This window comes from Elusimicrobiota bacterium (genome assembly GCA_016180815.1).
Classification (GTDB): Bacteria; Elusimicrobiota; Elusimicrobia; order JACQPE01; family JACQPE01; genus JACPAN01.
Window position 1 is genome coordinate 39,149 of the sequence record JACPAN010000018.1, and the last position, 11,927, is coordinate 51,075.

General features: G+C 57.0%; 13 protein-coding genes and 1 tRNA gene. 4 read left to right on the forward strand and 10 right to left on the reverse strand.

What is annotated here, in order from left to right; all coding sequences use genetic code 11:
- Positions 1 to 6: 6 nt before the first annotated feature.
- Both HYT79_10120 and HYT79_10125 read left to right on the forward strand, forming a co-directional pair.
- Entirely contained in the window at positions 7 to 198 is a 192-nt protein-coding gene (locus HYT79_10120; protein MBI2070940.1) for a hypothetical protein, read from the forward strand.
- Positions 131 to 1,393 (forward strand): alanine racemase, encoded by a 1,263-nt coding sequence (locus HYT79_10125; GenBank protein MBI2070941.1) that lies wholly within the window; start codon positions 131 to 133, stop codon positions 1,391 to 1,393. The genes HYT79_10120 and HYT79_10125 overlap by 68 nt, the downstream gene beginning before the upstream one ends.
- A 10-nt stretch (positions 1,394 to 1,403) precedes the next feature.
- Here the strand turns inward: HYT79_10125 and HYT79_10130 are convergent, their stop codons facing one another.
- The 7 genes from HYT79_10130 to HYT79_10160 are packed head-to-tail and all read right to left on the reverse strand — an operon-like array spanning position 1,404 to position 7,754.
- Positions 1,404 to 1,940, reverse strand: coding sequence for a rhodanese-like domain-containing protein (locus tag HYT79_10130; GenBank protein ID MBI2070942.1), 537 nt, complete (start codon positions 1,938 to 1,940; stop codon positions 1,404 to 1,406).
- 22 nt (positions 1,941 to 1,962) lie between these two features.
- Positions 1,963 to 3,918, reverse strand: a complete 1,956-nt coding sequence (locus HYT79_10135; GenBank protein ID MBI2070943.1) for an ABC transporter permease — start codon at positions 3,916 to 3,918, stop codon at positions 1,963 to 1,965.
- Positions 3,915 to 4,919: an HlyD family efflux transporter periplasmic adaptor subunit gene (locus HYT79_10140; protein ID MBI2070944.1), complete on the reverse strand. Its 1,005-nt coding sequence runs from the start codon at positions 4,917 to 4,919 to the stop codon at positions 3,915 to 3,917. The genes HYT79_10135 and HYT79_10140 overlap by 4 nt, the downstream gene beginning before the upstream one ends.
- 1 nt (position 4,920) lies before the next feature.
- Positions 4,921 to 6,165, reverse strand: a complete 1,245-nt coding sequence (locus tag HYT79_10145; GenBank protein MBI2070945.1) for a TolC family protein — start codon at positions 6,163 to 6,165, stop codon at positions 4,921 to 4,923.
- Positions 6,166 to 6,176: 11 nt separating this feature from the next.
- Positions 6,177 to 6,671, reverse strand: a complete 495-nt coding sequence (locus HYT79_10150) for a periplasmic heavy metal sensor (GenBank protein MBI2070946.1) — start codon at positions 6,669 to 6,671, stop codon at positions 6,177 to 6,179.
- Positions 6,672 to 6,692: 21 nt separating this feature from the next.
- Positions 6,693 to 7,169 (reverse strand): zf-HC2 domain-containing protein, encoded by a 477-nt coding sequence (locus tag HYT79_10155; protein ID MBI2070947.1) that lies wholly within the window; start codon positions 7,167 to 7,169, stop codon positions 6,693 to 6,695.
- Between the two features lie 33 nt (positions 7,170 to 7,202).
- Entirely contained in the window at positions 7,203 to 7,754 is a 552-nt protein-coding gene (locus tag HYT79_10160) for a sigma-70 family RNA polymerase sigma factor (GenBank protein MBI2070948.1), read from the reverse strand.
- Positions 7,755 to 7,812: 58 nt separating this feature from the next.
- Between HYT79_10160 and galT the strand changes: the two genes are divergently transcribed.
- Positions 7,813 to 8,844 (forward strand): galactose-1-phosphate uridylyltransferase, encoded by a 1,032-nt coding sequence (gene galT / locus HYT79_10165; protein ID MBI2070949.1) that lies wholly within the window; start codon positions 7,813 to 7,815, stop codon positions 8,842 to 8,844.
- Positions 8,780 to 10,291, forward strand: a complete 1,512-nt coding sequence (locus HYT79_10170; protein MBI2070950.1) for a glycogen synthase — start codon at positions 8,780 to 8,782, stop codon at positions 10,289 to 10,291. The genes galT and HYT79_10170 overlap by 65 nt, the downstream gene beginning before the upstream one ends.
- Positions 10,292 to 10,307: 16 nt before the next feature.
- Here HYT79_10170 and glgC read toward each other — a convergent pair whose 3' ends face one another.
- From glgC to HYT79_10185, 3 genes are all read right to left on the reverse strand, one after another.
- The gene (gene glgC / locus HYT79_10175; protein MBI2070951.1) at positions 10,308 to 11,522 is read right to left on the reverse strand and encodes a glucose-1-phosphate adenylyltransferase; all 1,215 of its coding nucleotides are present in this window, start codon (positions 11,520 to 11,522) and stop codon (positions 10,308 to 10,310) included.
- Positions 11,523 to 11,599: 77 nt separating this feature from the next.
- Positions 11,600 to 11,673: transfer RNA gene (locus HYT79_10180), tRNA-Met, on the reverse strand.
- A gap of 42 nt (positions 11,674 to 11,715) precedes the next feature.
- A partial coding sequence (locus HYT79_10185) for a hypothetical protein (GenBank protein MBI2070952.1) occupies positions 11,716 to 11,927 on the reverse strand: 212 nt, incomplete at its 5' end.

Genomic DNA, 11,927 nt, shown 5'->3' on the forward strand with positions numbered 1-11,927 from the left:
TCTTCTATGGCCAAAGGCAAAGAAATGTTGATCGTCGGCAGCAAAGTCAAGGCGCTGCTCAAAAAAGCGAAATGCAATACCGCGGGCGACGCGCTCGAGGGATTAAACGGATGGGTTTACTGGCTGGTGGATGCGGCGGCCAAACGCGCCAAAGCCAACGGCCGCAAAACCGTCCGCCGCCACGATTTTCTGGCTTAATCAACATTTGACCTACGACGAGTGGCGCCGCCTCCTGCGGGAGGAGCGACTGCCTGCGGCCGTCGTCGATCTCGACGCCTTTGATCGAAACGCGCTTCTGCTCGCCCGGCTCGCCGCCGGAAAACGCCTTCGCCTGGCCACAAAATCCATCCGCGTTCCCCAGCTTTTAGCCCGGGCGCTTTCGCTGAAATCCGCTTATCAGGGCTTCATGTGCTACTCGGCGGAAGAAGCCCTTTGCCTGGGGAATTTCGGCTTCGACGATCTGCTGATCGCTTATCCCACGCTTCGCCACCGCGACTTGGCTTGCCTGGTCGAACTCAAACGCCTGAACAAACACGTGAGCCTGGTTGTCGACAGCGCGCAGGGCATCGAGGCCCTCGCGCAAGCGGCGGCCCAAGGAGCGGGGCTGCTGCGCATCGTCATTGAAGTCGACGTGTCCGCGCGTTTTCCCGGCGATGTTCACTTGGGAGCGCGGCGAAGCCCGGTTCGAACCCCGGAGGACCTGATGGCCTTCGATGAAATAATCGCGCGCCGTCCCGGCTTGCAATTAATCGGCTTGATGGCCTATGAATCCCATATCGCGGCCATGATGGACAACAGCCCGGATGGATATCTTCCACGGTTTGCTTTGCGCCGGGCTAAAACCTGGACCGCGCGCCAAGTCGCCCGCAAGCGGCGCGAATTAGCCGAAGCTTACCAACGGCTTGCCCGCTCCATGGAATTATTCAACGGAGGCGGCACAGGAAGTTTATCCTTTGCCGCTCATGAACCGTGGTTGACGGAATTAAGCGCAGGATCGGGGCTGATGGGGCCTAGACTCAACGATTTCTATTCGAATATCCGTCCTGAGCCGGCCTGTTTTTTCGCGCTGCAGGCTTGCCGGTCGCCTAAACCAGGCATGGTCACTTGCCAGGGAGGGGGTTATATCGCTTCAGGTGCAGGCGGCCGCGATCGATGGCCTCAGCCTTATCTGCCTTCAGGATCAACGCTCACCGCCCTCGAAGGCGCGGGCGAGGTGCAAACCCCGGTCAAACTCGGCCCCGGAGAAAACATCGCCTTGGGTGATCCCGTTATTTTCCGCCATGCTAAAGCCGGTGAATTGGCTGAACGGTTCCAGGAATATATTCTTGTATCCGGCGGCGTGATTTCAGGCCGGGCTAAAACTTATCGCGGCCTGGGTTGGTGTTTTTTCTAAACCAACCGGCTTAACAACAAGACCGGGGGGCGTCCGAACTTTTATTCCAGGGCATCCTGGCCAAGAGCCCGGCCATCATGCAGGTGCCGGATAAACCAGCGAACAGCAGCCCAGCGCCGGCAACGGCAGCCACCCACCACAAACCGGGAATAAGTCCACCCAGCAAAGCCAGACCACCGGCCACGATTTGAACTTGACGCATAATGGGGATGGTTCCGCGTCCGCGGCGGACGGGGAAACCCGCGCGCTTCCAAGCCTCAAGGCCGCCCTCAACATGGGACACGCGCTCAAAGCCGGCTTCCTTAAGCGTCCGGGCTGCGTCCACCGAAGAAATCCCGGCCTGGCAAAGAACGAAAACCTGTTTGTTTTTCGGCAAAGTCCCTATCGCTTGATTTAAAAGGCTGCTAGGGACATTGGCCGTTCCTTCGATGAACTCGTATGCGTATTCAGGACTTTCGCGCACATCGATGACTTGGGTATCGGGCCCGCCCAGGGCCTCGCGCACGGCGCCCACGGAAACCGAAGCAACGGCAAGGGTTATTTTCATTGGTAAATTATACCACCCGGCGCTATTCGTAGCGCAAGGCTTCGATAGGGTTGAGTCTTGAGGCTTGACGCGCGGGCCACAGTCCGAACACAATGCCCACCCCTGCGGAAAACAAAAACGCCAGCAGCACGGCGGAAACCGACACCATCACCGTCCAGCCGGCAAAATAAGCCATGGCCAAGGTGATCAGCCAGCCCAAACAAATCCCGATCGTCCCCCCGGCCGCGCTGACCACCACGGCCTCAATCAAAAATTGGGCCAAAATATCGCTTCTTCTAGCGCCCACCGCCTTTCTTAAACCGATTTCCCTGGTCCTCTCCGTGACCGAAACCAGCATGATGTTCATGATGCCGATGCCCCCAACCAGCAGCGAAATCGCGGCGATGGAAGCGAGCAGCAGCGACATGGTGCGGCTGGTTTCCGAAAGCGCTTCCTGGATTTCCGCCATATTGCGGATTTCAAACGATTCCTCCTGGGATTCGCCGAGACGATGGCGCGATATCACCAGGCTCTTGACGTTATCCTGGACGCTTTCCAGACTTTCGGCGGAGGCGGCTTCGATATCGATGGTATCCACAAAATTTTTGCCGAGCACGCGGCGCATGGCGGTGAGGACGGGAATGATTGCGGTATCGTCTTGATCGCGCCAGGAGGTGGCCCCTTTTTCAGGAAGGATGCCGATGACCTGAAAATTGATGCGGTTGATTTTCATGAACTCGCCGATCGGGTTGACGCCTTCGCCGAAGAGCTCGCGCGCGGGCGTCAAACCCAACACCACGACCCGGGCTCTTTTTTGATTCTCTTCTTCGGTGAAAAACCGGCCGATTTGCGGAATCGAAGCGCGCATGGGCGCGTAATCCGGGGTGGTGCCTTGAATCTGCGTATTCCAATTTTTATTGCCGTAAACCAGTTGGGCCCGGCCGGATATCGACGGCGAAACCTTGCGCACGTCAGCGATGCTCTCCCTGATTTCCTGAGCGTCTTGAAGGGTGAAGCGGGTCACGGATCCCGCTTCCATGGACACGCCGCCGGAACGGCGCGACCCGGCGCGCAGGGACAACAAATTCGAGCCCATGGACGCCAAGCGCTGCTCGATGGATTTTTGAGCGCCCTGGCCCAAAGCCAACATGGCGATCACCGCAGCCACGCCGATCAAAATGCCCAACATGGAAAGAGCAGTGCGCACCTTGTTGGCTTGAAGCGCGCGCAGGGCTTGGCGAAAATGCTCGAGGACTTCCGTGGGCCGGATATGCCCGTTGGTGTGCTCGATGCGCAAGGGTTTGGGCGCCGGGACTTTGACCGAGGTTTTGGCGATGCGTTCATCGGATTGAATCATACCGTCCCTCATGCGGATGACGCGTTTAGCGTGGCGGGCGATGTCCTCTTCATGAGTCACCAAAATCACGGTGATGCCGGCATCGTTTAAGCCTTGAAGGATGCCCATGATTTCTTTCTCGCTTTGCGAGTCGAGATTGCCGGTGGGCTCATCCGCCAAAATAATGGCGGGCTCATTGACCAAAGCCCGCGCAATGGCCACCCGCTGCTGCTGGCCGCCGGAAAGCTCGTTGGGCTTATGAAAAGTCCTGGCGCCCAGCCCCACTTTTTCCAAAAGCCGCGCCGCCAGCATCGGATCCTTGCCGTTTGGGGTGTACAGCAAAGGAAGCCGGACATTGTCCAAGGCCGTGGTGCGGGCCAACAGATTGAACTGCTGGAATACGAACCCGATGGTTTTCCCCCGCAGGGACGCGAGTTCTTCTTCGTTGAGCTTGGAAATCTCACGGCCCACCAACTGATAAGAGCCGGAATCGGGAACATCGAGCAAACCTAAAATATGCATGAGCGTGGATTTGCCCGATCCCGAAGGCCCCATAATGGCCACAAAATCCCCGGCGTCGACGGTCAGAGAAACGCCGCGCAGCGCGGCCACGTCCACGTCGCCCATCCGGTAAATTTTCTTGACGCCGGAAATCTTAATCACGAACCGTTTTTACCTCCTCTTTTTTGACCGCCTGAGCCGCCGCCTCGGCGGCCGCCGAACGGAGAAAACGGATTATTCCCGCCTTTAGCGGCGCCGGCGCGCGGAAACGCGACTTGGCGCACCAGCACTTTCTCGCCTTCGTTCATGCCGGAAACCACCTCCACGCGCTTGCCGTCGGAAACCCCCGTTTTAATGTCCCGGGTGTCGAGCCGCTTTTTTGAAGCTGAAGGCAAAAACACCCGGGTGTGACCTTTTTCGTTTTGCAGCGCTTCCGCGGGCAACAGCAAAATATTCTCTTTAACGGCGATGATGAACGTGACGTTGGCGGTCATGCCGCTTCTCATGAAATCCGGCACCCGCGCCGGCGCCACTTCAACCTCATAAACGGTCACGTTATTGACGGTTTTCGCTTCATAGGCGATATGATCCACGCGCGCGGGAATTTCCTGCTGCGGGTAAGCGTCCAGCTGCACCTTGGCCTCCTGGCCGACGCGAATGGACCCGATATCCGTTTCATCCACCTGGGCCTTGATGATCAAACGATTGGACATGACCAGCACCGCGTCTTGGCTGGTCACGGTTTGACCCGGTTCCACGGCGCGGGCAATGACGATGCCGGATAACGGCGCAACCAGCGGGGTGGGTTTGTACAAATTTTCCCAATGAGCCAACTCTTCATCGCCTTTGGCGCGCGCCGCGTCCAACAGCGCGGCGCGCTCTGTGGAACTCATCAAAGCCAACACCTGGCCTTTCCTGACCGCTTCCCCTTCGCGGACGCGGATTTCCTCGGCCCGCCCAGCGATCGGCGGCTTGATCTCCACGCGATTTTGCGGCTGGGCCACGCCCGTGGCCAGAATCGTCACGCGTAAATCCCCGCGCTCAACCGCCACTTCGCGGAAACGCGGTTTATCATCGGCGGCTTTTTTCCATCTTAAACCGGCGACGGCCCCAAAAACCGCAAGCGCGGCGGCCGCCATCCACAATTTTTTATTTTTCAGCATATTACAGACTCCCTTTGCCCTGAACCCGGTCCCAGGCGGCTTGGGCGTTGGCCGCGTCCCTTAGAGCGGACAACCAGGACTTCTGGCTCGCAATCAAATCATTTTCGATCAAGTCCCATTCTTGAAAAGAAATCAAGCCGCTGGTGTATTGGCTGCGCGCGATTTGGGCGCGCACGCGCGCCGCCTCCAAAAACTGTTCCTGCACCGCGGTGCGCTCGGCCGCATCCTGATAAAAAGCGAACGCGTTTTCCAGATCAAGGGCCGAGCTGTATTGCGCGCTTAAAAAATCGGCTTGGGCGCGGCGGCGCTCGGCCCGGGATGAAGCGGCCCCGAAAAAATTGCCGCCGCCCGGAAAAAACGGAAAGCTCAACGAAAGTCCGGCGGACAATCGCCTGGGTTGCTCCGGCGGCCATTGTTCCCCGGAGCGCGACAGGGAAACCGACGCATCCAAATCAGGATAAAACCGGCCGTCCGCCGCGGTCACGCCCGCTTGCGCCGAACGGACCTGGGCCTCGGCGATGCGGTAAACCGGCGTGCGCCGCACAAGCTCCATAAAATCAGGATTGCCTTGAGGCGCCTCCACGGCCCACAAGCTGCCGGTTGCGGCCACGACCTCGAAGGGACCGCGGCCCAACACGCTTAAAAGCTCGCGCTGCGCCACGCGCAGGGCGCGTTTGGCTTGGGCCACTTCAAATTCCGCCTGTTTCCACGAGGCATTGCTGCGCAGATAAGAGCCCCGGTGCTCGCGCCCGGCCTCGTAGCGAAGTTCCACCAGGCGCGCGTTCTCCCGGCGGCGCGCCGCGATCTCCAAAGTCAACACCGTCTGTTCCTGAGCGTATAAAAGAGCGGTGAAGGCTCGACGTAATTCCAGAGTCACCCGGGCCGCGGCGTCTTCATAGCCGGCTTGCGCCGAATCCAGGGCAGCCGACGTACGGGATCGACCGGCGTAATCACGGAATCCTGAAAATAAATTCTGCCTGGCGGATAAACTCCATCCATATTCCCGGCTTGAAACGCCCAGTCCCAAAGTGCGGTTCTCGGATGTATCGGCCCCCCCGGAAAGCTGCGGCAGAAAAGGACTCAAGGCCGCCTGGCGATCGATGCGCGCCTTAGCCAACGCCGCCCGCGCCGCCTCAAGATCAGGGTTGCCGGCCGCGGCCTCGGCAAGGCAAGCGTCCCAGCTTAAAGGCTCTCCGGCGGCAGGCGCAGCCAGCGCCAATGTGAAAAAGATCAAAAAACGGTGCATCGCTGCCGCGGCTAATCCGCGTCCTTCGGACGCTCCCTCTTTTTTTCACGGCCTTCTTTATCGTGCCCGCGTTTTTTGCCTTTTTTGGCGCGCATTTTTTCGTGAAATTTTTTGCGCTGCTCCGGGGTTAAAATCTCGCTCACCGCTAAAATTCCCTCCAAACGATGATCCGCCAGTTTGCCGTCGATGCTTTTTAGCTCGCCGTGAATGGATTGGATTTTGCCCTTATCCATCTCGGATTTTTCAAGCTCCCCCCTCAAGGCTTCCTTTTTCATGCGACGCTCTTCATGAAGCGCTTCGGCTTTTTTCCGATGCGTTTTCCGATGCTCCTTTAGTTTTTTATCCTGCTCATCGGTCAGATTCAATTCTTTTTTCATGCGATCAAATCTGCCTCTCCAATGTTCTTTGTTGTTACGCCCGCCATGGCCGTCCTCAGCCGACAACGGCCCTGATAGAAGCGCGGCGCACAACCCCGCGAACGCGATGGAAACGATTCTTTTGCTCATGGTTCCTCCTTCTCAGGCTCCCTATAAAAAATACTCTTCGATGGCGGTGCCGATCGAACGATCGTCATCCTCCCCAGATGCTTCGCCCGCCACCCATTCCTCAAAATCCAAATCCGCTCCCGGCTCAATCTCGGCGCCGGCCAGGGTTTCCTCGGAAACAGGCGGTTTAGGCTCAGGTTGCGCAAAATAAAACGCAAACGCCAAAGCCGCGGCCCCGGCCAGCGCCAGTCGCGGCCGCCGACAAAGACGCGCCCACCAACCGTCCTCCTGTTTTTTTTCGATGCGGCGCATCACGCCTTCGGCAAAATCACCCGGCGCTTCGATGTTGCGCTTGGCGAATAAAACTCCGGCCGTTCGACGCCATGAATCGAGCTCCCGGGCGCATTCACGGCAAACGGTCAAATGAGCCTCCACGGCGATTTTTTGGGAAGGATCGATTTCCCCGTCGTAATAGTCGTAAAGAAGCTTGTTTAAGGTATCGTGATCCGAACGGCTCATTTGCGCCTCCAATTCTTTAGACGCCGGGAACGGTCAAAAAGTGTCGCGGGCTTTCAGCAGCGCTTGGCGGGCGCGGCGCAGGCGCGCTTTCACCGCGTCAAGCGAACAATCCAAAGTTTCGGCGATTTCTTGATAACTTAACCCCTGAGCCTCCCTGAGCGTTAGGATAATCCGATAATCTTCCGGCAACGCTGATAACAGACGCTCGATCAACTCGGCATCCTCGGCCGAACGGGCGTTGGCCACCGAATCGGACAACAGCCGTTCTATTTTTTGCGCATGGCGCTCCATCAAATGATCCAAGGACTCGGTTTTTCTCCGGCTCTTGGCTCTGAGCAAATCCCGGCAATGATTAACGCCGATGCGATACAGCCATGTGGCAAAGGAAGAATCCTCGCGAAAAGACCCAAACGCGCGATAGGCTTTAAGAAAAATTTCTTGAGCCGCGTCCTGGGCTTCGGTTTGATCGGACAATAAGGAACAACACAGGCCGAACACATCCCCCTGATGCTTTTTGATCAGCAGGGCAAACAGCTCTTGTTGCCCCGAACGGACGCGCCGGATAATCTCGAAATCTTCGATCATTCCCTCCCCCAGCAAGCCCTCTATTCTATAAACCTTGAATTTTAGGCAAGATCAAATCATGCCCGAGCTCAGACGCGACCCTATTTACGGGCGATGGGTGATTATCGCCACGGAACGCGCCAAGCGGCCCATGGAATTCCCGCGCGAAGACGATCCCCCGGCCAATGAGTCCGATTGCCCGTTCTGCGAAGGCCATGAAGGCAAAACGCCGCCGGAAATCATGGCCTATCGTCCATCGGGCGGCGCCAAGGACGGACCCGGCTGGTGGGTCCGCGTGGTGCCCAATAAATTTCCGGCGCTTCAAACCGAAGGCGACTTAAACCACCGGGGCGAAGGGGTTTATGACTGGATGGACGGCGTCGGCGCCCACGAAGTCATCATCGAAGGCCCGGCGCACACCCATCAATTTCATGAACTCGAAGCCGCCAAGGCCGAGGATGTGCTGTGGTCCTACCGCGAACGCATACTGGATTTAAAAAAAGACCCGCGGATGCAGTACATTTTGATTTTCAAAAACCACGGCAAAGCTGCGGGCGCGAGCCTAAGTCATCCTCATGCGCAATTGATCGCGCTGCCCATGGTTCCGGTTCTGGTCAAACAGGAACTCAGCGGCGGCCGTCAGTATTATGAATTCTGCAAACGCTGCCTTTTTTGCGATCTCATCAGCCAGGAGATCAACGTCAAAACGCGCCTGATCGAAGAAAACGAGGGCTTCGTGTCCTTTGCGCCGTTCGCCGGCCGCTTCCCCTTCGAATGCTGGATTGTTCCCAAGCGCCACGAAAGCCACTATGAGAACAGCCCAAAAAATATCCTCGTCCAATGCTCGGGCATCCTGCGATCCACCCTTAAAAGAATGGACGTGGTCTTAAAAAACGCGCCGTTTAACTACATCATTCATTCGGCTCCGCTCCGGGAAGAATCCATGGCCTCGTTCCACTGGCATATCGAAATCATCCCCAAACTCACCCAAGTGGCCGGCTTTGAATGGGGCACGGGCTGCTATATCAACCCCACACCGCCGGAGAATGCCGCCGATTACCTGCGCCGGGCCGTGGACTCCGGCGCGTCGACCGGACATGGCTCCCGTTAAAACGCGCTTGAAAGTCCTTCTCGCGGCCAGTGAGATGGTCCCCTATTGCAAGACCGGAGGGCTGGCCGACGTGGTCGGCGCTCTGGCCGCGTACCTGCCGCCTCATGTCGATTTAGCCGTGTTTCTGCCCAGGTACAAAGCCTTGCGGCAAAACGACACATTCGCCGCGCTTGACGACGATTTCGTCGTTCCTCTCGCCGGACAAAAAGAACGGGTCAGGCTTTTTAAAAATGCTTCCGTCTTTTTAGTCGATCATCCCCTGTTTGACCGTGAAGGGCTCTATGGAATCGGCGGGCGCGATCATCCCGACAATGCGCGCCGCTTCACCTTGTTTTCCCGCGCGGTCCTGGAAGGGGCCAAATCGATCGGATTCAAACCCGATATCATCCACGGCCATGACTGGCAAACCGGGCTTATTCCGGCTTATTTGAAAACGCTCTACGCCCAGGACGCTTTTTTTCACCGCACCGGCAGCCTGATCACCATTCACAATATCGCCTATCAAGGCGTTTTTCCCCAAGAAACGCTGCGCGACACGGGCCTTCCGCCCGAGGATTTTCATATGCATAAACTGGAATTTTACGGCCAAATGAACTTTCTTAAAGCGGGCTTGGTTTATGCGGATTACATTTCAACCGTCAGTCAGAACTATGCCCGCGAAATTAAAAACTCAAAAGATAAGGGAGCCGGGTTGGAAGGCGTCCTTCTGGCGCGCCGTGATGTTTTAACCGGCATTTTAAACGGCATCGACACCAATATCTGGAACCCACAAACCGATCCCTATTTGTCCGCCAATTACGATCCTGTTAAGAATATCGGCGGCGGCTTAACGATAAAAACGCAGAATAAAACCAAGCTTCAAAAAACCTTGGGCCTTAAACCTGACCCCAAGGTTTTTTTCTTGGGCATGGTCAGCCGCCTGGACCCCCAGAAAGGCATTGATTGGGCGATTGAAGTTTTGCCCCGCTTCTTAGGCGAGGGCGCGGTTCAAGCCGTCATTTTAGGCACGGGCGATCCCGCCTATGAAAAAGCCGCGAAGGAATTATCCCGGCGTCACGGCAAAAGCTTCAAGGCGGTTTTCGAATTCAACGATCCCCTGGCCCATCAAATTTATGCGGCGAGCGACGGCTTTTTGATGCCGTCGCGCTTTGAACCCTGCGGCCTGGGTCAAATGATCGCCATGCGCTACGGCGCTCTGCCCATTGTCGCTCAAACCGGAGGCTTGGCGGACACGGTAACCCCGGATAAAGGTTTTCTCATGGATGATTCAACGGCCGCGGGCTTAAGCCGCGCCATCGTTCAAGCGCTCGATTGTTATCAAAAGGACCCGAGCCGATGGAAAATAATGGTCAAACAGGCCGCGCAAACTGATTTCAGCTGGGCCGCGTCCATCAAGCGCTATCTTGAGCTTTACCGGCTGGCGCAAACAAAGGTCGCGGCAAGCTAAGGGTCTGCGACAGACCCTAACGCCGCGCCCGAGGCAAAACCACCAGGCCGTTGGCGCCGATAAAATAGCGTTCTCCGTCTTTTTTGGGATCGAACCCGATTTCCGATCCGTCGGGCACCACGTTAAAACGGTCCACGATCGCTTTTCTGAGGCGGACATTTTTTCCGATGGTGACATGATCCATGATCACGGATTCCTCGATTTGGGCCCCGGCCCTCACGCGCACGCCGCGGCCCAACACGCTGCGGACAATGCGGGCTCCATCGATTTGGCAGCCGTCGGCCATCAACGTATCCTCCACGCTTCCGCTAAAAAAATGACTGGCCGGGCCTTCGAAATGGGAACCTAAAATCGGCCACTGAGGATTGGCGAGATCAAGAACCGGTTTGCGTCCCAAAATATCCATATGCGCCTGCCAATAATCCTCGAGCGCGCCCACGTCGCGCCAGTACCAAGGCGCCTCATGCGCCTGAGCGCCGGGGATTCTGTTGATTTTAAAATCATAAACATAGACTTTTCGGTCGGCGATCAGCTCCGGAAAAATCGTTTTGCCGAAATCATGGCCGCCCTGGCGGCGCTGGCCCTCTTCCAAAATGGAAATCAAGACATCCCGGTTGAAAAGATAATTGCCCATGGAAGCCAGGGCCTGATCCGGCTGGCCCGGCATGGCCTTGGGTTCACTGGATTTTTCCTCAAAACCGACGGCCCGGCCTTGCCCATCCACCTCCATGACGCCCAAACGTTTAGCCTGCTCCAACGTCACGGGGATCCCGGCGATGGTCACATCAGCCGCTTTCTCCATATGGAAGGCGATCATCTGGCGCACGTCCATCCGGTACACATGATCCGCGCTGAACACGGCCACCAAGTCGCAGCGAAAGTCCTTGACCAAATTGATGTTTTGGGCCACGGCATCGGCCGTGCCCCGGTACCAGGTTTCCCCTTCCATCATTTGAGGCGGCACCACCGTCAAAAATTCCCGGCTGGTCAATCCCCGCGTCGGCCAGCCTACCCTCAAATGTTCGATCAACGATTGAGAGCGGTATTGAACCAACACATAACACGCCGTGATTTTGGAATTCATCAGATTGCTCAGGGCAAAATCAACGATGCGGTATTTGCCGGCAAAAGGCACCGCGGGCTTGGAGCGCTCCTTGGTCAGAGGATACAGCCGCTCGCCCTTGCCCCCGGCCATCACAATCGCCAATACGGAAGGTTGAAGAGAAATCATTGAAGCACCTAAATCATGTTAGCTTAAGGGAGGCCCGAAAAAAAATGACCGGCGGAAATGCCGGTCATTCAAAAAAATTGCGGGGGTTGGATTTGAACCAACGACCTCGAGGTTATGAGCCTCGCGAGCTACCAGGCTGCTCTACCCCGCGAAGTTATTTTAGCAAATCCCTCTCGGAGAACCGGTCCAATCCTCAATAGAACCGGCGGAGATCGATGATTTTTATTTTTCCGCCGCCGAACAATAGATAGACGGCCAGAAGCACGACGGCCGCGCCGAAAATAATCAGCGGGATGCCGACGGCCGCGCCGATGATGGAAATGGTCAATAGGCCGCCGATCAAACAAATGGCGAGACCGATGGCGATCAGCGCCAAGCTCAGCACGGCCCTGGCCGCCAAGCGGC

What these genes read in the sequence shown, in the direction of transcription:
- HYT79_10155 (MBI2070947.1), bottom strand. Translation starts at nt 7,169, where the DNA reads ATGAGCCGTTCGGATCACGATACCTTAAACAAGCTTCTTTACGACTAT.
- HYT79_10140 (MBI2070944.1), bottom strand. Translation starts at nt 4,919, where the DNA reads ATGCTGAAAAATAAAAAATTGTGGATGGCGGCCGCCGCGCTTGCGGTT.
- glgC (MBI2070951.1), bottom strand. Translation starts at nt 11,522, where the DNA reads ATGATTTCTCTTCAACCTTCCGTATTGGCGATTGTGATGGCCGGGGGC.
- HYT79_10125 (MBI2070941.1), top strand. Translation starts at nt 131, where the DNA reads ATGCGGCGGCCAAACGCGCCAAAGCCAACGGCCGCAAAACCGTCCGCC.
- HYT79_10170 (MBI2070950.1), top strand. Translation starts at nt 8,780, where the DNA reads ATGCCGCCGATTACCTGCGCCGGGCCGTGGACTCCGGCGCGTCGACCG.
- HYT79_10145 (MBI2070945.1), bottom strand. Translation starts at nt 6,165, where the DNA reads ATGCACCGTTTTTTGATCTTTTTCACATTGGCGCTGGCTGCGCCTGCC.
- galT (MBI2070949.1), top strand. Translation starts at nt 7,813, where the DNA reads ATGCCCGAGCTCAGACGCGACCCTATTTACGGGCGATGGGTGATTATC.
- HYT79_10130 (MBI2070942.1), bottom strand. Translation starts at nt 1,940, where the DNA reads ATGAAAATAACCCTTGCCGTTGCTTCGGTTTCCGTGGGCGCCGTGCGC.
- HYT79_10150 (MBI2070946.1), bottom strand. Translation starts at nt 6,671, where the DNA reads ATGAGCAAAAGAATCGTTTCCATCGCGTTCGCGGGGTTGTGCGCCGCG.
- HYT79_10120 (MBI2070940.1), top strand. Translation starts at nt 7, where the DNA reads ATGGCCAAAGGCAAAGAAATGTTGATCGTCGGCAGCAAAGTCAAGGCG.
- HYT79_10160 (MBI2070948.1), bottom strand. Translation starts at nt 7,754, where the DNA reads ATGATCGAAGATTTCGAGATTATCCGGCGCGTCCGTTCGGGGCAACAA.